General features: G+C 71.9%; 16 protein-coding genes. 4 read left to right on the plus strand and 12 right to left on the minus strand.

Annotated elements, in window-relative coordinates:
• Positions 1 to 13 precede the first annotated feature (13 nt).
• Positions 14 to 1066: a glycoside hydrolase family 25 protein gene (locus ACWGPE_RS02035; protein WP_231428810.1), complete on the plus strand. Its 1053-nt coding sequence runs from the start codon at positions 14 to 16 to the stop codon at positions 1064 to 1066.
• Between the two features lie 12 nt (positions 1067 to 1078).
• Here the strand turns inward: ACWGPE_RS02035 and ACWGPE_RS02040 are convergent, their stop codons facing one another.
• Positions 1079 to 1396 carry a hypothetical protein gene (locus ACWGPE_RS02040; protein WP_231428811.1) on the minus strand — a complete coding sequence of 106 codons (318 nt, stop codon included), beginning with the start codon at positions 1394 to 1396 and terminating at the stop codon, positions 1079 to 1081.
• Positions 1397 to 1464: 68 nt separating this feature from the next.
• Entirely contained in the window at positions 1465 to 1743 is a 279-nt protein-coding gene (locus ACWGPE_RS02045) for a hypothetical protein (protein ID WP_231428812.1), read from the minus strand.
• Positions 1744 to 1952: 209 nt separating this feature from the next.
• On the opposite strand from ACWGPE_RS02045, the gene ACWGPE_RS02050 reads away from it, so the two are divergent.
• Positions 1953 to 2135, plus strand: a complete 183-nt coding sequence (locus ACWGPE_RS02050; RefSeq protein WP_231428813.1) for a hypothetical protein — start codon at positions 1953 to 1955, stop codon at positions 2133 to 2135.
• Positions 2136 to 2206: 71 nt separating this feature from the next.
• Here the strand turns inward: ACWGPE_RS02050 and ACWGPE_RS02055 are convergent, their stop codons facing one another.
• The 7 genes from ACWGPE_RS02055 to ACWGPE_RS02085 form a co-directional block, all read right to left on the minus strand.
• Entirely contained in the window at positions 2207 to 3589 is a 1383-nt protein-coding gene (locus tag ACWGPE_RS02055) for an FAD-dependent oxidoreductase (RefSeq protein ID WP_452048001.1), read from the minus strand.
• Between the two features lie 57 nt (positions 3590 to 3646).
• Positions 3647 to 4768 carry a polyprenyl synthetase family protein gene (locus tag ACWGPE_RS02060; RefSeq protein WP_275506142.1) on the minus strand — a complete coding sequence of 374 codons (1122 nt, stop codon included), beginning with the start codon at positions 4766 to 4768 and terminating at the stop codon, positions 3647 to 3649.
• 73 nt (positions 4769 to 4841) lie between these two features.
• Positions 4842 to 5549 carry a class I SAM-dependent methyltransferase gene (locus tag ACWGPE_RS02065; RefSeq protein WP_231428816.1) on the minus strand — a complete coding sequence of 236 codons (708 nt, stop codon included), beginning with the start codon at positions 5547 to 5549 and terminating at the stop codon, positions 4842 to 4844.
• Positions 5550 to 5619: 70 nt separating this feature from the next.
• Entirely contained in the window at positions 5620 to 6864 is a 1245-nt protein-coding gene (locus ACWGPE_RS02070) for an isochorismate synthase (protein ID WP_376930803.1), read from the minus strand.
• 38 nt (positions 6865 to 6902) lie between these two features.
• Entirely contained in the window at positions 6903 to 7760 is an 858-nt protein-coding gene (locus ACWGPE_RS02075; protein WP_452048002.1) for a polyphosphate kinase 2 family protein, read from the minus strand.
• Between the two features lie 52 nt (positions 7761 to 7812).
• Positions 7813 to 9813 carry a 2-succinyl-5-enolpyruvyl-6-hydroxy-3-cyclohexene-1-carboxylic-acid synthase gene (gene menD / locus ACWGPE_RS02080; RefSeq protein ID WP_452048003.1) on the minus strand — a complete coding sequence of 667 codons (2001 nt, stop codon included), beginning with the start codon at positions 9811 to 9813 and terminating at the stop codon, positions 7813 to 7815.
• A gap of 21 nt (positions 9814 to 9834) precedes the next feature.
• Positions 9835 to 10272 (minus strand): PLDc N-terminal domain-containing protein, encoded by a 438-nt coding sequence (locus ACWGPE_RS02085; RefSeq protein ID WP_231428820.1) that lies wholly within the window; start codon positions 10270 to 10272, stop codon positions 9835 to 9837.
• Between the two features lie 72 nt (positions 10273 to 10344).
• Between ACWGPE_RS02085 and ACWGPE_RS02090 the strand changes: the two genes are divergently transcribed.
• Positions 10345 to 10653 carry a DUF4229 domain-containing protein gene (locus ACWGPE_RS02090; protein ID WP_231428821.1) on the plus strand — a complete coding sequence of 103 codons (309 nt, stop codon included), beginning with the start codon at positions 10345 to 10347 and terminating at the stop codon, positions 10651 to 10653.
• Positions 10654 to 10668: 15 nt separating this feature from the next.
• Here ACWGPE_RS02090 and ACWGPE_RS02095 read toward each other — a convergent pair whose 3' ends face one another.
• Positions 10669 to 11673: a 1,4-dihydroxy-2-naphthoate polyprenyltransferase gene (locus tag ACWGPE_RS02095; protein ID WP_452048004.1), complete on the minus strand. Its 1005-nt coding sequence runs from the start codon at positions 11671 to 11673 to the stop codon at positions 10669 to 10671.
• Positions 11674 to 11805: 132 nt separating this feature from the next.
• Positions 11806 to 12252: a MarR family winged helix-turn-helix transcriptional regulator gene (locus ACWGPE_RS02100; protein WP_231428823.1), complete on the minus strand. Its 447-nt coding sequence runs from the start codon at positions 12250 to 12252 to the stop codon at positions 11806 to 11808.
• A 97-nt stretch (positions 12253 to 12349) separates the two neighbouring features.
• Between ACWGPE_RS02100 and ACWGPE_RS02105 the strand changes: the two genes are divergently transcribed.
• Positions 12350 to 13900 carry an MFS transporter gene (locus ACWGPE_RS02105; protein WP_452048005.1) on the plus strand — a complete coding sequence of 517 codons (1551 nt, stop codon included), beginning with the start codon at positions 12350 to 12352 and terminating at the stop codon, positions 13898 to 13900.
• 224 nt (positions 13901 to 14124) lie between these two features.
• Here the strand turns inward: ACWGPE_RS02105 and ACWGPE_RS02110 are convergent, their stop codons facing one another.
• The gene (locus tag ACWGPE_RS02110) at positions 14125 to 15381 is read right to left on the minus strand and encodes an AMP-binding protein (protein WP_452048006.1); all 1257 of its coding nucleotides are present in this window, start codon (positions 15379 to 15381) and stop codon (positions 14125 to 14127) included.
• Position 15382: the final 1 nt, after the last annotated feature.

The raw sequence follows: 15382 nt of genomic DNA on the forward strand, positions 1-15382 counted from the left end.
GGGGAGGACGCTCATGACCTTCGGCATCGACATCTCGGGCAGCCAGAACCCGTTCGACTACGAGGGGGCGCGCGACGAGGGCGTCGAGTTCATCATCGTGAAGGCCTCGGGCTTCAACACCGGCGAGCTGTACGTCGCCGACTGCTACCACCAGCACGTCGACGGCGCTCGCGCCGCGGGCCTCGCCGTCGGCCACTACTACCTCGTCGGCGCAGGCGACCCGGTCAGGCAGGCCGACCACTTCGTCGACCACCTGCACGACTACGACCCCCACCACGACGTGCTCGCGCTCGACAACGAACCCCTCGACTCGAACCCGGTGTTCTGGTCGCAGGACCAGGCCTTCGCGTTCCTCGCGCGCGTGCAGGCCCGCACGGGGATCCCGTGGTCGCGGCTCTGGCTGTACTGCCCGGCGTCGCTCACTCGAGACCGCCGACCGTGGCACCGCATCACCGACAAGGGAATCCGCATCTGGTGGTCGGCGTACGGCGGGTTCCCGACGGGTCATTCACCCGATCACGTGCCAGCCCTCGACGGTTCGGTCGATCGCTGGGACGTGCACCAGTTCTCGAGCAAGTCGCGGGTCGCGGGCCTCGAGATCGACGGCAACAGCTCACCCACCACCGTCGAAACGCTCTTCGGCGGCCAGACCGAGGAGGCCGACGTGGCCAAGTTCACACGATTCCAGGACGACACCCCGATCCGTCTCGACGAGGATTGGCACCGCTGCACGTACAGCGCCAACCCGCGCCGGGACAACCTGGCCGCCGGCACCGGCGGTCTCGGGCTCTACAGCATGGTCGTCAACCTCTACTTCGACGACTTCCCCGCCGACGCCCAGGTCGAGGGCACGCTGCTGCTCGAGTTCACCGAGGGCGGCAGCTCGCCGGGCTACAAGTTCACCGTCGACGGTTCGAAGACCCACAAGGTCGAGGCCGCCATCCCGGCGAACGTCAGGATCGCGACGAACGCCACCCTGCACCTCGAGCTCCGCAAGACCGCCGGTGACGACGGCCCGCTGCTCACCACGTGGGGCGTCGACGTCACGAACCTCACCGTGGAGTGAGGCGTCGGCACCTCACCCGCGCCGGCGCACCGCGTTCGCGTAGACCCACACGTAGTTGTCGTGGCGGGTCGCGGGGTCGGGGTACTGCACGAGCACGGCGCCGCGCGTCCACGCGATCGCCGTACCCTCGACCTCGCGGGGCTCCTCGTACGCGACGCGATACCGGATCGTCGCCGTGACCGGCACCGCCTCGCGCGCGTCGTTGCGGCGGCCCGTGCGACGCACCTCTGAGGTCGTGAGCGACACCGGCGCACCGCGCTTCGCCTGCGCGAGCAGGAGGTCGTCGGACCGCTCGTCGGCGCGCTCGGGGTAGCGCCGATTGGTGCCCATCTACGCCGCACCCGATCGACTCGTCGCGGGCACCACGTGAACGTCGCCGGTCGCCTGCACGTGGCCGTTCACGTGTAGGTCGCTTCGACGACCCACCCGGAGGGCGCGAGGCGCAGGTCGAACACGAGCACGTCGTCGCCGTCGGAACGGCCGGTGACCCGCCAGCCCGGAGCGAGCAGCACCTCGGCCGGCGGATGGCTGATGCCCGAGGGCCACTCGGGCTGGCGCGTGAGCGGCGTCGGGGTGTCGATGACCCGATACCTCGTGCCGTGATAGACGAGCCGCGCCGGCCGATCGGAGCCGTCGAGCCAGACGGCCACCGGTTCCGCCTCACTGAGCGTGAGCATCATGACCTCCTCACGAGTTCGAACAGATATTCGAAACTGTAAGCGAGATGTGCGCGACACGCCAAGACGTATGTTCGCCTGCGACGCCTCGGGAACCTCGCGCAGCGAACGACGCCGCCCGCATCTCAGGGGCGATACTCAGGTGCCAGGTGGTGATCTCGGTGCTTGACTCGCATAGTCTGAGCAGACCCGTCACCGATGGAGGAGCCATGAGCGCATACGTCATCGCCCTTGTTTCGACCAGCGCGATCACCGCTGCTGGCGCCCTGGTCGCCCTCACCGCCGTGATGGGCCACCGTCGACGACTCGCCGCCCCGGCACGCGACCCCCGACTGCAGCAGGAGCTCGCCGAGGTCCAGCGGCAGATCGATCAGGGTCGACGCAGCTTCTGACCCGTCGACGCGCGCCGGCGTTGCCCGACCGACGATAACGTGCGCGCGCCGCTCCTCGACCGACGGTGCGGCTACGCCACCTCGTCGCGCGACACGTCGACCATCTCGTCACGGGGCACGACCTTGACCCGCACGCGCTCCTCGGCCGCGCCGAGCGCCAGCTCGTGCTCGTCGAGGCGGTGCCAGCCGTCGAGATCGGTCCAGCGGATGCCGCGCGAGTCGAGCATCTCGATCACCGACTCCTCCGACGGCGACTCGGGGTGCCACCAATTTCCGAGGTCGTTGATGACGTGCTTGATGGTCTCCATCGCGTCCGACTTGGTGTGGCCGATGAGGCCGACCGGGCCGCGCTTGATCCAGCCGGTCGCGTACACGCCGTACATCTGGCGCGCCTCGCCCGTCTCCTTGTCGCGAATGAGCACCTGGCCCTCGTGGTTCGGGATGACGCCGAACTTCTTGTCGAACGGCACCCCCGGCAGCGGCGACCCGAAGTAGCCGACGGCGCGGTACACCGCCTGGATCGGCAGCTCGCGGATCTCGCCCGTGCCGACGACCCCGCCCGCGCCATCCGACTTCGTGCGCTCCCAACGGATCGCGCCGACCTTGCCCGTGCCGTCGTCGACGATCTCGAGCGGCTTCGCGAAGAAGTGCAGGTGCAGCCGGCGCGACGCCTGGCCGATCTCTCGCTGACGCCACTGGTTCAGCACCTTGTCGATGACGAAGACCTGCTTGTTGCCCGACACGGCGGCACGCGCGGCGTCGTCGTAGTCGAAGTCCTCGTCGTAGACGATCATGTCGACGTCGCGCAGCTCGCCGAGCTCGCGCAGCTCGAGCGGCGTGAACTTCACCGACGTCGGGCCGCGACGGCCGAACACGTGCACGTCGGTCAGGGGCGAGGCGGCGAGGCCAGCGGCGACGTTCGCGGGGATCTCGGTCACCATGAGGTCTTCGACGTGCTTCGCCAGCATGCGCGACACGTCGAGCGCCACGTTGCCGTTGCCGATCACGGCCACCTCGCGCGCCTCGAGCGGCCACGTGCGCGGCACGTCGGGGTGCCCGTCGAACCAGCTCACGAAGTCGGCCGCACCGTACGAGCCCTCGAGGTCGATGCCCGGAAGGTTCAGGGAGGCGTCGCGCACCGCACCGGTCGCGAAGATGACCGCGTTGTAGTGGTGCTTGAGGTCATCGAGGGTGATGTCCTCGCCGAAGCGCACGTTGCCGAAGATGCGGATGTCGCCACGGTCGAGCACCTCGCGAAGCGCCGTGATGATGCCCTTGATGCGCGGGTGGTCGGGCGCGACGCCGTAGCGCACGAGACCGTACGGGGCCGGCAGGTGGTCGAACAGGTCGATCGAGACGTCGAAGTTGCGCTCGGCCTTCAGCAGGATGTCGGCGGCGTAGATGCCGGCGGGGCCGGCACCGACGATCGCCAGTCGCAGCTTGTTCCTCGTCACGTCTCTCCTCGTAGGTCTGTCGATGCCGCCCCGCCGATCGGCCGAGACGGCATCGGTCTAACTCTGCCGGTCGACGACCGTCTCGGCGAACCTCGTCAGCGCCTTCTTCACGCTGCCGTCGGGCAGCGGGGCCAGCGCCGCGACCGCCTCGTGCGCCCAGCGGTGCGCCTCGGCGAGCGTCGCCTTCGTCGCCTCGTGCTCGCGCAGCTCGGCGACGATCGCGTCGACCGTCGCCCGCGACGGCACGATGCGCGAGGCCATGGTGTTCGTGTCGAGCGCGTCGCCGAGCTCGGCGGGCTTCGCCGGCAGCACGTCGCGCTCGATGCGGGCGTGGAGTTCGGCGGCCGAGGCATCCGTCTTCGCCATCTCCGCCAGCCGCAGCAGCGGCAGGGTGACGACCCCGGCGCGCAGGTCGGTGCCGGGCACCTTGCCCGTCTCTTCGGGCTGGGGCGACAGGTCGATGACGTCGTCGATGAGCTGGAAGGCGACGCCGACCTTCTCGCCGAACTCGATGATGGGCGCTTCGAATGCCGGGTCGGCGCCCGAGAAGACGATGCCCGACTGCGCGGCCGCCGCGATGAGCGAGCCCGTCTTGTCGGCGAGCACCCGGATGTAGTGCTCGATCGGGTCGTCGGCGGGCGTCGGGCCGACGGTCTCGTGCAGCTGGCCCAGCACGAGCCGTTCGAACGTGTCGGCCTGCATCTTGATCGCCCGCTCGCCGAGGCTCGCCATGAGCTGGCTGGCACGTGCGAAGAGCAGGTCGCCCGTGAGGATCGCAACCGAGTTGCCCCACACCGAGTGGGCACTGGGTACGCCGCGACGCCGGTCGGAGTCGTCCATGACGTCGTCGTGGTACAGCGAGCCGAGGTGCGTGATCTCGATCGCCTCGGCGGCGGTCACGACGTCGTCGGTCACGCCGGCGCCGAGCTGCGCGGTCAGCAGGGTCAGCATGGGGCGGACCCGCTTGCCGCCCGCCTCGAGCAGGTACCGCGTCGAGACGTCGGCGATGGAGTCGGCGAACAGGACCTCGCGCACGAGACCCGCCTCGACGCGTTCGATGCCCTCGTCGATCGCTCGCGCCATGGCCTTGTCTGCGGCGGACGCGAAGACCCGCTCGCTCAGCCCGAGATTGGCGGCGAGCGCTGAGCCGCGACGTGCGACCGGGTGGCTCGGATTCACGCCTACCAGCCTACCGGTGCCGATATGCGGGCCCGTGTCACCGACGGCGAACGGATGCCTCGTGCTTCGCCGCTCAGGCGAGCGGCTTCGTCGCCCGGTGCAGTGCGACGACCCCCATCGTGAGGTTGCGCCACGCGACCTTCGTGTAGCCGGCCTCGCGGATCCAGCTCGCGAGGGCGGGCTGGTCGGGCCACGCCCTGATCGACTCGTTGAGGTACTCGTAGGCGGTGTCGTTCGAGCTCGAGAGCTTCACGAGCGGGGGCATCACGTAGCGCTGGTAGACGTCGTAGCCGAGTCGCACGAACGCGACCGGCGGGTGCGAGAACTCGCAGATCACGAGGCGGCCGCCGGGCTTCGTCACGCGGAAGAACTCGTCGAGCGCGCGCTTGGGCTCGTTGACGTTGCGCAGGCCGAACGAGATCGTGACGGCGTCGAACGAGGCGTCGTCGAACGGCAGCTTCGTCGCGTCGGCCTCGACGAACACCAGGTTCGGCACGTGCGCCTGACGGCTGCGGCCGACCTCGATCATGCCGGGCGAGAAGTCGGCGGCGACGACCGAGGCCCCCGACTTCGCGAGACTCGCGCTCGACGTGCCCGTGCCGGCGGCGACGTCGAGGATGCGCTCGCCGGGCCTCGGGTCGACCGCGCGTGTCGTGGCGACCCGCCAGAGCGGGGCGTTGCCGACCGAGAGCACGTTGTTGGTGCGGTCGTACGCGGCGGCGACGCGATCGAACATCGCCGACACCTCGCGAGGGTCCTTGCCGAGGTCTGCGCGCGTCATCCCTCGAGTCTACCGGCGGGCGTCGCGCACCGATGAGCCCGGTGCCGGTGCCGGATATGCCGGGTGACGGCTACCCGCCGAACGCCTCGACGATCGGACGGAACTTCATGTCGGTCTCGGCGAGCTCCTCGGCCGGCACCGAGTCGTGCACGATGCCGCAACCGGCATACGCCGTCACCGTGCCGTCGGGGTCGACCTGCGCGCAGCGCAGCGCGATCGCCCACTCGCCGTCGCCGTCGCCGTCGACCCAACCCACGGGCCCCGCGTAGCGGCCCCGGTCGAAGCCCTCGAGCTCGGCGATCGCGCGCAGCGCGACCTTGCGCGGGGTGCCGGCGACCGCGGCCGTCGGGTGCACCGCGCGCACGAGGTCGAGCGAGTTCGACCCGTCGCCGAGCGTGCCCTTGAGGTCGGTCGCGAGGTGCCATAGGTTCGGCAGCTGCAGCGTGAACGGCTCGGGACTCGTGTCGAGCCGGGTGGTGTGCGGTGCGAGCCGCTGCACGGCGCTCGCGACCGCGAGCGCGTGCTCGGCCAGGTTCTTCTCGCTCGCCGCGAGGGTGGCGGCATGATCGCGGTCGGATGCCTCGCCGGCACCGCGCGGCGCCGTGCCCGCGAGCACGCGCGCCGACACGGTGCCGTGATCGACCCGCACGAGGGTCTCGGGGCTCGCGCCGATGAGTCCGTCGACGGCGAAGGTCCACGTGTCGGGGTAGTCCTCGGCGAGCCGGTTGATCGTGGCTCGCAGGCCCGCGTCGTCGCTCAGCGTGCCGACGAGCTGCCGCGCGAGCACCGCCTTCTCGAACTCGCCGGCGTCGATGCGGCGCACCGCCTCGGCGACGGCGCCCTCGTATGCCTCGGGCGGCATCGAACCGGGCTCGAAGGCGACCCGTGGGACCTGGCGCTTCGGCGACGGCTCGGGAATCGTCACCTCGGCGGGCGTCTCGAAGCCGATGCGGGTGACCCATGCGCGGCCTTCGCGACGACCGATGACGAGCTCGGGCACGATGAGCACGCTCGTCGCCGTCGACTCGTCGGCGAATGCGAACGCACCGAACGCGACGAGCCCCGTTCCCGGCAGGCCGACCCGGTCGTCGATGTCGGCGGCCTCCGCGAGCGAGGTCCACGCCGACGCGGCATCCTCGATGCGGGTGGCGCCCGACGACTCGATGCGCAGCACTTCGCCGAGTCCGACGATGCCCTCGCCGCGACGCAGCCAGACGAGCGGATGGCGCGGGTCGGTGCGCGGAATCAGGGGTTCGGTCTCGTCGACGGCCACCGTTCTGACCACGAGGCGCGCCCTGGCGTGCGTCTGACTCACCGCACCAGCCTACGCCCGCGCCCGACCGCGCCCGCCGGTCAGCTGGCGGCGAGACGCGCGCGCTCGGTCGCGAGGTCGAAGTCGGCCAGCGGCCACGACAGGTCCATGGCCTCGAGCGCGTCGATGAGCAGGTGCTGCACCGCGAGCCGCGCGTACCACTTGCGATCCGCCGGAATCACGTACCACGGGGCATCCGGCGTCGAAGTGCGGTCCAAGACCGCTTGGTAGGCCTCCTGGTAGGCGGGGGCGAGCACTCGCTCGTCGATGTCGCCGGGGTTGAACTTCCAGTGCTTGTCGGGGCGGTCGAGCCGTTCCTGCAGGCGCTCCTTCTGCTCGTCGCCCGAGATGTGCAGCATGACCTTGATAACGGTGGCGCCGCCCGCGACCTGGCCGCGCTCGAACTCGTTGATCGCGTCGTAGCGGCGCTCGATCTCCTCGGGCGGGGCGAGTTCGCGCACCCGGCCGATGAGCACGTCCTCGTAGTGCGATCGGTCGAAGACGCCGATCATGCCCGGTCCGGGCGTCTCCTTGCTGATGCGCCAGAGGAAGTCGTGGCCGAGCTCCTCTTCGGTGGGCTTCTTGAACGATGCGAGCTGCACGCCCTGCGGGTCGACGGCGCCCATGACGTGCTTCACGATGCCGCCCTTGCCGGCGGTGTCCATCGCCTGCAGCACGAGCAGGATGCGGCGGCGGTGCCCGCCCATGCGGCTGCCGGCGAACAGCTTCTCCTGCAGCTCGGCGAGGATGCCGGCGCCTTCGTCGAGCGCGTCCTTGCCCTCGGACTTGCCGCCGTCGAAACCCGGGTGCGTGTCGGTCGGCGCATCGGCGAGGCGGAACCCCTCTCCCACGCGCAGCAGTTCGGAGGGATCGGCGGTCCAGAACGATTCGCGGCTCATGCGGCCATCCTGCCGGTGCCGCGGCGACCGCGGCAAGGGGTGGCCGAACGCCTCAGCGCGGGAGCGGCACCTCGAGGATCGTCGGCCCCTCGACCCGCTTCGCGAGCGCCTCGTCGAGCTCGCCTCGGGTCGTCGCGCGCAGGTATCCCCAGCCGTACGCGGTCGCGAGCGCGGCGACGTCGACGTGCTGCGGCGTGTACTGCACGCGGTCGAATGCGTCGGTCGGTGCCGTGCCGGCCACTTCGAGCGAATCGAAGATCGTGCCGCCGCCGTCGTTGCCGACGATCACGAGCAGCCGCGGCCGCGCCTCGCCGGCGCCGATCAGCATCGACCCGACATCGTGCAGCAGGGTCAGGTCGCCGATGAGGGCACGGGTCGTGCTCGAGTCGGCAGCACCGCCGCGGGATGCCTCGGCCGAGGCCGCGATCGACCGCTCGACCTGTTCGGCCGCGGCGAGCATGGCGGCGAGCTCTCCGCCCGCGGGCCGAGGCGCGGAATCCGAGTGGGTCGAGGAGCGAGAGGCGGGCGTCTGGGAACCCGGCTGCGGCTGGACTCGAGACGCGTCCTCCTTCGCCGGGCGCTCCTCGACCGGCTCTTCCGCCGAGGCATCCAGCTGGCTCGCGATCGCGATGCCGAGCGCGGTGGCGACCGTTCCGTCGATGCCGGCGAGCCCGCGGTTCGCATGCGCCGCGATGCGGCGGCCGGGCACCGCCCGGTCGGCGTCGCGGATCAACCGCGACGCCCCGAACACGAGCCGGTCGTGCGGCCACGTCGCAGCCCAGACCGCGTCGACGAGCATGCGGCGCGTGATCGGCGCGCGCACCCCGTCGAGCTGGGCGCGCATGAACTCGCGATGCGCCTCGAAGTCGTGCACGTGCCCCGTCTCGTCGATGCCCGGCGAGACCGGCGGCGGCGCGGTCGGCAGGCCGGCGTCGACGACGATGCGGCTCGCATGCACCCAGCGCCGGACCCAGGCGCGCTCGTCGGGGGTCGGCGATGCGGGGTCGGCGTGCACGGCGCGTTCGAAGCGGCGCACGCGACGGCCCGGGTTGAACCATTCGACGCCCGACGGAGCGACGACGATCGACTCGACGTCGTCGCGCTGCACGAGCGCCGGCACCTCGCGCGACAGCGTCGGATGCCCGAACACGACGACCCGCTGCACCTGGTCGCCGAAGCCGGGCTCGCGCAGCAGCTCGCGGTAGGCGACGACGAGGTTCGGTCCGAAGTGCGCACCGCTCGTGACCTCGGCGATGAGCGGCCAGTCGCCCGCACGTGCGAACGCCTCGGCCTCGGGGCCGGCTCCGGCGCCCGCGACGACGACGGTGCGCGGGCCGCGGGCGATGAGGGCGCCGGTGGGGCCGCCCGGGTTTCGAGACGCTCCGACGCCGCTCTCCGACCCGCTCGAGGCGGCCGGGTCTCGTGACGCTCCGTCGTCGCTCGACGACCCGCTCCACGCCGACGACAGCGGTTCACGCAGCTGCAGGTTCACGTGCACGGGTCCGGGCCCGGGGTGCGCGATGATCCCGCCGTCGAGGTCGCGCCCGAGCGCCGCGGCGAGTGCCTCGCGCGCGAGGCGCTCGGCGGCGGCCGCCTCGCCCGGGGCCCCCTCGGGCGCGGTCACGTCGCGTTCGAGCCGGACCGCTCCCGCGAAGATGCCGGGCTGCATGGTCGTCTGGTTCGAGCGGATGCCGCGCATCTCGGCGGGGCGATCGGAGGTGACGAGCACGAGCGGAACCCCCGAGTGATGCGCCTCGAGCACCGCGGGATGCAGGTTCGCGACCGCCGTGCCCGAGGTCGTCACGACGACGGCGGGTCGGCCGGTCTCGACGGCGAGGCCGAGCGCGAGGAATCCGGCGCCGCGTTCGTCGATGCGCACATGCAGGCGCAGCCGGCCGAGCCGCTCGAACTCGGCGGCGGCGAGGGCGAGTGCCTGCGACCGCGACCCGGGTGCGACGACGACATCGGTGACCCCCGCCGCGGTCAGGGCGTCGAAGAGCGCGACCGAGTAGGCGGTGGCGGGGGCGGTCTCGAAACGCTCGCCGGCGCTCACCGCTCGACCACCGGGGCGGGCTCAGGCATTCGGGCGGCCCGTGGATCCGGGCTCCCCCGGCTTGTCGGGGTTCTCGGGGTGCGTGCCGGGTTCGGCCTGGTGGCCGGCGTTGCGGCCGTCGGCCGAGGCATCGGGCTCGCCGTCGAGGTCGGCGAGTTCCGCTTCGAGGCGACGGATCCGCTCTTCCTGTGCCGCGTCGACGCCGAGGCGACGCAGGAAGTCGGCGTCGTCGTCGGGGGCGACCGTGCGGAGTCGGCCGCTGGGCATGCGTTCGGCGCGGGCGCGGCCGACGAAGAACCAGAGCAGCCCGCCGATCACGGGAATGACGAGGATCACGACGATCCACCATCCACGGGCGATGCCCCGGATGCGGGAGCGATCGATCAGGGCGCAGTCGACGACCGCGTAGATCATGAAGATCGCCACGGCGACGACGAGTCCGAAGAGCAGCCGTGCCATGCCCCAAGTCTATGCTCGCCGGGTCACGGCAGGCTGGGAGTCGCGTGCAGTCTCCGCGCCTACACTGTCAGGGTGAAATCCGTACCCGTCTGGATCTGGTACACGGCCATTCGCGTCGTGCTGTTCGCCGCGCCGCTCGCCGTGCTGCTGATCGCGGGGGTGAACGTGTGGGTGTCGGCGATCGTCGCCGCCCTGTTCGGGCTGAGCGCATCGCTCATCTTCCTGCGCAAGCCGCGCAACGCGATGTCGAGCGACCTCTACGAGGCGCGCCACCGCGAGAAGCCGCTCGTGCGCGAGGACGACGCCGAAGAGGACGCGGCGCTCGACGCCGCTTCGCGCGACGCGGATGCCTCGGCCGACGCCGCACGCAAGCCCGAGTAGCCCGGCCCGCCGGCGTCAGAACGCGAGCACGAGCCCCAGTCCGACGCCGTAGACGAGCGCCGTCAGGCTCGTGAGCTGCAGCGCCGTGATGAGTTCGCGCGGCGTCTTCGCGGTGAGCACGATGAGGCACGCCGGCAGCAGGGCGAGCAGCGCGAACTGCACGAGCCACGCCGTCGGGTAGAAGATCGCGAGGAAGCCGGCGATCGCGAACGGCACGAGCGCGAACACGACGAAGAGCACCCTGCCCGCGCGCTCGCCCACGAGCACGGCGAGGGTGCGCTTGCCGGCGAGCTTGTCCTGTGCGACGTCGCGCAGGTTGTTGGCCATGAGCACGGCGCACGCGAGCAGCCCGGTGCCGACGCCGCCGAGCCACGCCTCGAGGTTGACGGTGAGCGCCTGCACGTACGCCGAACCGGCGGTCGCGACGAGGCCGAAGAACACGAACACGAACAGCTCGCCGAGCCCGTAGTAGCCGTACGGGTGCTTGCCGCCGGTGTAGAACCAGGCTGCGACGATCGCGACCGCTCCGATCGCGAGCAGCCACCACTGCTGGGTCACGACGACGAGCGCGAGGCCCGCGAGGGCCGCGATCGCGAAGAACGCGAGGGCGACGGCGAGCACGTGCTTCGGCTTCGCCGCACCCGACCCGGTGAGTCGTGCTGGGCCGACCCGGTGGTCGTCGGTGCCGCGCACCCCGTCGGAGTAGTCGTTCGCGTAGTTGACGCCGATCTGCAGCGCGAGCGCGACGACGAGGGCGAGCAGGGCGCGCGCGGGATGCCACGGGCCTTCGGCGATCGCGAGCACGCCGGCGCCCGTGCCGAGCGCCACCGGGGCGATCGCGAGCGGAAGGGTGCGCAGGCGCGCGCCTGAGATCCAGTCGGCGGCGGTCGCGGGGCCGACCGGCTTCGCCGCCTCGACGCGGCCGGAGGCCTTCGCGGGGTTTCCCGATCGGCTGTGCGTGCGCGGGCGCTTCGCAGGCTGGTCGGCTGGGGTCATCCGTCGGGGTTTCGGGCGTGCCACACGGCCATGCTAGTTCGCGCGGCTATGGGGTCGCTCAGCGCAGGTCGGTCGAGGAGGCGCGCAGCGCCGGATCGAGACCACGCCGGCCAGGTGGCCTCGATACGCTCCTCCGTCGCTACTCGACCGACCGCCTCACCGCACGTCCTTCACGACGTCGAGGTATCGCGCGACCACCTCGAGCTCGGCGACGGTGAACCCCTCGTGCGCCCGCCGCATGCCCTCGAGGATGTCGCGGTACGGGTCGTCGTCGCCGCCCGCACCTGCACCGGCGAGCGCGCCGGGCGCGAGCTGCACGACCACGCGGCGGCGGTCAGCCGGGTCGTGCGATCGCTCGATGTAGCCCTGCTTCTCGAGGCGGTCGAGCACGCGCGTCGTCGTGCTCGTCGGCAGCTCGGTCGCCTGGCTGACCTCACCGGCCGTCATGGGTGCGCCGCTGCGGGCGATGAACCCGAGCGCCTGCAGGTCGACGACGTTGATGCCCATCGACCGCGCGATGCGCTCGTTGCTCATGACCGACGACGCGATGACGAGCTGCATGAGCTCGGAGATGCGCGCGGAGATCTCGGCCTTGCTTGACATCCCGACGGCACCCTTCTACTCTCTCCAATGTGGGATTATCCCATATCGGAACTATTCCGTTTCGGAACCAAACCCAGCATACGAAAGGACGGCCGCCATGGCCACCGCACCTCGCCGAGGACTCGCCATCGGCATCCTGCTCTTCGCCTCGTTCATGGACCTGCTCGACGTCACCATCGTGCAGGTCGCCCTGCCGACGATCGGCGCCGACCTCGAGGCATCCGAATCGCAATTCGAATGGATCGTGAGCGGCTACATGCTCACCTTCGCGGTCGCCCTCATCACGGGCGGCCGGCTCGGCGACCTGTTCGGGCGGCGGCGCATCTTCCTCATCGGCATCGGTGGGTTCACCCTCGCCTCTGCCGCCGCGTCGCTCGCCTGGTCGGGCGACGTGCTCGTCGTCACCCGCATCCTGCAGGGGCTGTTCGCCGCGCTCATGGTGCCGCAGTTGCTCGCCTCGGTGCAGGCGCTGTTCTCGCCGCGCGAGCGCGCGCCCATGTACGGCCTCATCGGCGGCGTCAGCGGACTCGCCGCGGTCGCCGGCCCCGTGCTCGGCGGGTGGCTCATCGACGCCGACCTGTGGGGGCTCGGCTGGCGCACGGTGTTCCTCATCAACATCCCGGTCGGCATCGTCATCTTCGTGCTCGCCGCGATCTTCGTGCCCGAGACCCGCTCGTCGCGGCCGATGCGCCTCGACCTCACGGGCGTGGTGCTGCTCAGCGCCGTCGTGCTCGCGTTCATGGTGCCGCTCGTCGAGGGGCAGTCGCTCGGCTGGCCGGCGTGGCTGTGGTGGCCGGTCGCCGCCGGCGTGGCGCTGCTCGGCGTGTTCGTCGTCGTCGAGCGCCGGCGCATGCGCCGTGACGGATCGGCCCTGCTGCCGATGCCGCTCTTCGCCGATCGCGGCTTCTCGGCCGGCATCGTCACGCAGGCCGCGTTCCAGGGCGCGCTCAACGCCTTCACGCTGCCGTTCATCGTCTACCTGCAGATCGCCCTCGGCTTCGACGCGCTCACCGCAGGGCTCAACCTGCTCGCCTTCAGCCTCGGCGCGATGGTCGGCACGGGCGTCGTCATCCCGCTCGTCGCGCGGGTCGGCAAGTACCTCGTGACGCTCGGCGCCGTGACGCTCGCCGCCGGCGTGCTGTGGACGTTCGCGATCGTCGCCGACACCGGCGCCGCGTTCACGGGCTGGGCGGCGGTCTGGCCGATGCTCATCGCCGGCATCGGGCTCGCGCTGCTCGTGATCCCGCTCGTCGATGTCGCGCTCGCGACCGTGCCGGTCACCGACGCCGGGGCCGCCTCCGGGGCGTACAGCACGTTCCAGCAGCTCGGCGCGGCGGCGGGCGTGGCGATCTCGACGACCGTGTTCTTCTCGATCGTCGGCGACGACTGGAGCCGCGAGCACGTGCTCACCGCCCTGCAGGCCTCGGTCTGGGTCGCGGTCGCCGGTTTCGCGATCGCCGCCGTCGCGAGCCTGCTGCTGCCCGGGCGGGCCGCCGTGCAGGCCCACCTCGACGAGGAGCGCCGGCTCGCCGAGGGCGACGCCGCGATCGAGGCGGATGCCGCGGTCGAGGCGGATGCTGCGGTCGAGGCGGATGCCGCGTCCGCGACGCCGATCGTCGTCGCGACGGGCCCCGCCTCGGCGGGCTGATCCCCACGCGCGGATCCCCGCGCGCGGCCCGCACCCCACCGGTGCGCGAGTCGCCGGAACGTGCGCTTCGCCGGGCCGGGAAGCGCATTTTCCGGCGAGTCGTGCGACACGAGGCGGGTGGCACGTCAGCACCGCGCGGCGAGTCGCCGAAAGTTGCGCTTCGCCGACCCGGGAAGCGCACGTTTCGGCGAGTCGTGCGCGGGGGGACGGGTTGCGGCGGCGAGTCAGCGCGGCGCGGCGGCGAGGGCCGCGAGGGCCCGGCGGTCGGGCTTGCCCGAGGCGAGCAGGGGCCAGGGGTCGGCGACCACGAGCCGCACGGGCCGGGCGGCGGGGCCGAGGCCCGAGGCATCCGTCGCCTCGCGGAGCCGGCCGAGCTCGAACTCCTCGTCGTCGACCTCGACGCCCTCCGTGCCGGCGCCCACGACGACCGCCGCCCGCTCGCCCCACTCGGGGTCGGGCACCGCGACGACGACCGCGTCGCCGCATCCGGGCAGCCGGCGCACCGCGCGCTCGACCTCGCCGAGCACGACCTTCACGCCGCCCGAGATCATGACGTCGTCGGCGCGTCCGCGCACGCGCAGCCGGCCGGTGCCGGCATCGAACTCGCCGAGGTCGCCCGTGCGGTACCAGCGCACGCCGCGATCGACGACGAACGCCGCCGCGGTGCGCTCGGGGTCGTCGAGGTAGCCGTCGGCGAGGCTCGAGCCGCCGAGCTCGATCGAGCCGTCGTCGAAGCGGATGCGCGTGTCACCGATCGGCAGCCCGTCGTACACGCACCCGCCCGCGGTCTCGCTCGAACCGTAGGTGCGCACGATGCGCGCACCGAGCGCGTCGGCCCGGGCCGCGACCTCGGCGCCGAGCGCCTGCCCGCCGACGAGGATCGCGTCGAACGACCGCAGCGCCGCCGCGATGAACGCGTCGCGCTCGGCCGCCTCGACGACCCGGCCGAGCTGCACCGGCACGAGCGACGTGTAGTGCGGCACGTCGGGCAGCATGCGGGCGGATGCCTCGGCGAACGCCGCGGGCCTGAAGCCGCCCCCTCCCCCGTCGCCGACCACGACGACCTCGGTACCGGCGACGATGCCGCGAACGAGCACCTGCGCCCCCGCGATGTAGTGACCCGGCAGGGCGAGCAGCCACTGCCCGGGCCCGCCGAGCGCATCGTGGGTCGCGTGCGCGCTCGCCTCGAGCGCGCCGGCCGACAGCAGCACGCGCTTCGGGCGGTCGGTCGACCCGCTCGTCTCGACCACGAGCGCGACGGCGTCGTCGACCTCGCGGCCCGCGACGCGCGCCGCCGCACGATCCTGGGGTGCACCTTGGCGGAAATCGTGGGCCATCTCATCCGCCGCCTGCGGGACTGCTCCCCCGGAAGCCGCCGGGCCGGGCACCGGCCAGACGGCGGGGCCGCCGTCGAGCGCGGCGGCGAGCGCGGCGGTCAGCGCCGAGGCATCCTCGGCCGCAACCTGCACGAGCGGTTTCATG

It is taken from the genome of Agromyces sp. NPDC055658 (genome assembly GCF_053618155.1).

Coding starts and splice junctions, on each gene's coding strand:
- ACWGPE_RS02040 (WP_231428811.1), bottom strand. CDS start 1,396: ATGGGCACCAATCGGCGCTACCCCGAGCGCGCCGACGAGCGGTCCGAC.
- ACWGPE_RS02065 (WP_231428816.1), bottom strand. CDS start 5,549: ATGACGCGCGCAGACCTCGGCAAGGACCCTCGCGAGGTGTCGGCGATG.
- ACWGPE_RS02075 (WP_452048002.1), bottom strand. CDS start 7,760: ATGAGCCGCGAATCGTTCTGGACCGCCGATCCCTCCGAACTGCTGCGC.
- ACWGPE_RS02105 (WP_452048005.1), top strand. CDS start 12,350: ATGGCCACCGCACCTCGCCGAGGACTCGCCATCGGCATCCTGCTCTTC.
- ACWGPE_RS02110 (WP_452048006.1), bottom strand. CDS start 15,381: ATGAAACCGCTCGTGCAGGTTGCGGCCGAGGATGCCTCGGCGCTGACC.
- ACWGPE_RS02035 (WP_231428810.1), top strand. CDS start 14: ATGACCTTCGGCATCGACATCTCGGGCAGCCAGAACCCGTTCGACTAC.
- ACWGPE_RS02050 (WP_231428813.1), top strand. CDS start 1,953: ATGAGCGCATACGTCATCGCCCTTGTTTCGACCAGCGCGATCACCGCT.
- ACWGPE_RS02045 (WP_231428812.1), bottom strand. CDS start 1,743: ATGCTCACGCTCAGTGAGGCGGAACCGGTGGCCGTCTGGCTCGACGGC.
- ACWGPE_RS02085 (WP_231428820.1), bottom strand. CDS start 10,272: ATGGCACGGCTGCTCTTCGGACTCGTCGTCGCCGTGGCGATCTTCATG.
- ACWGPE_RS02100 (WP_231428823.1), bottom strand. CDS start 12,252: ATGTCAAGCAAGGCCGAGATCTCCGCGCGCATCTCCGAGCTCATGCAG.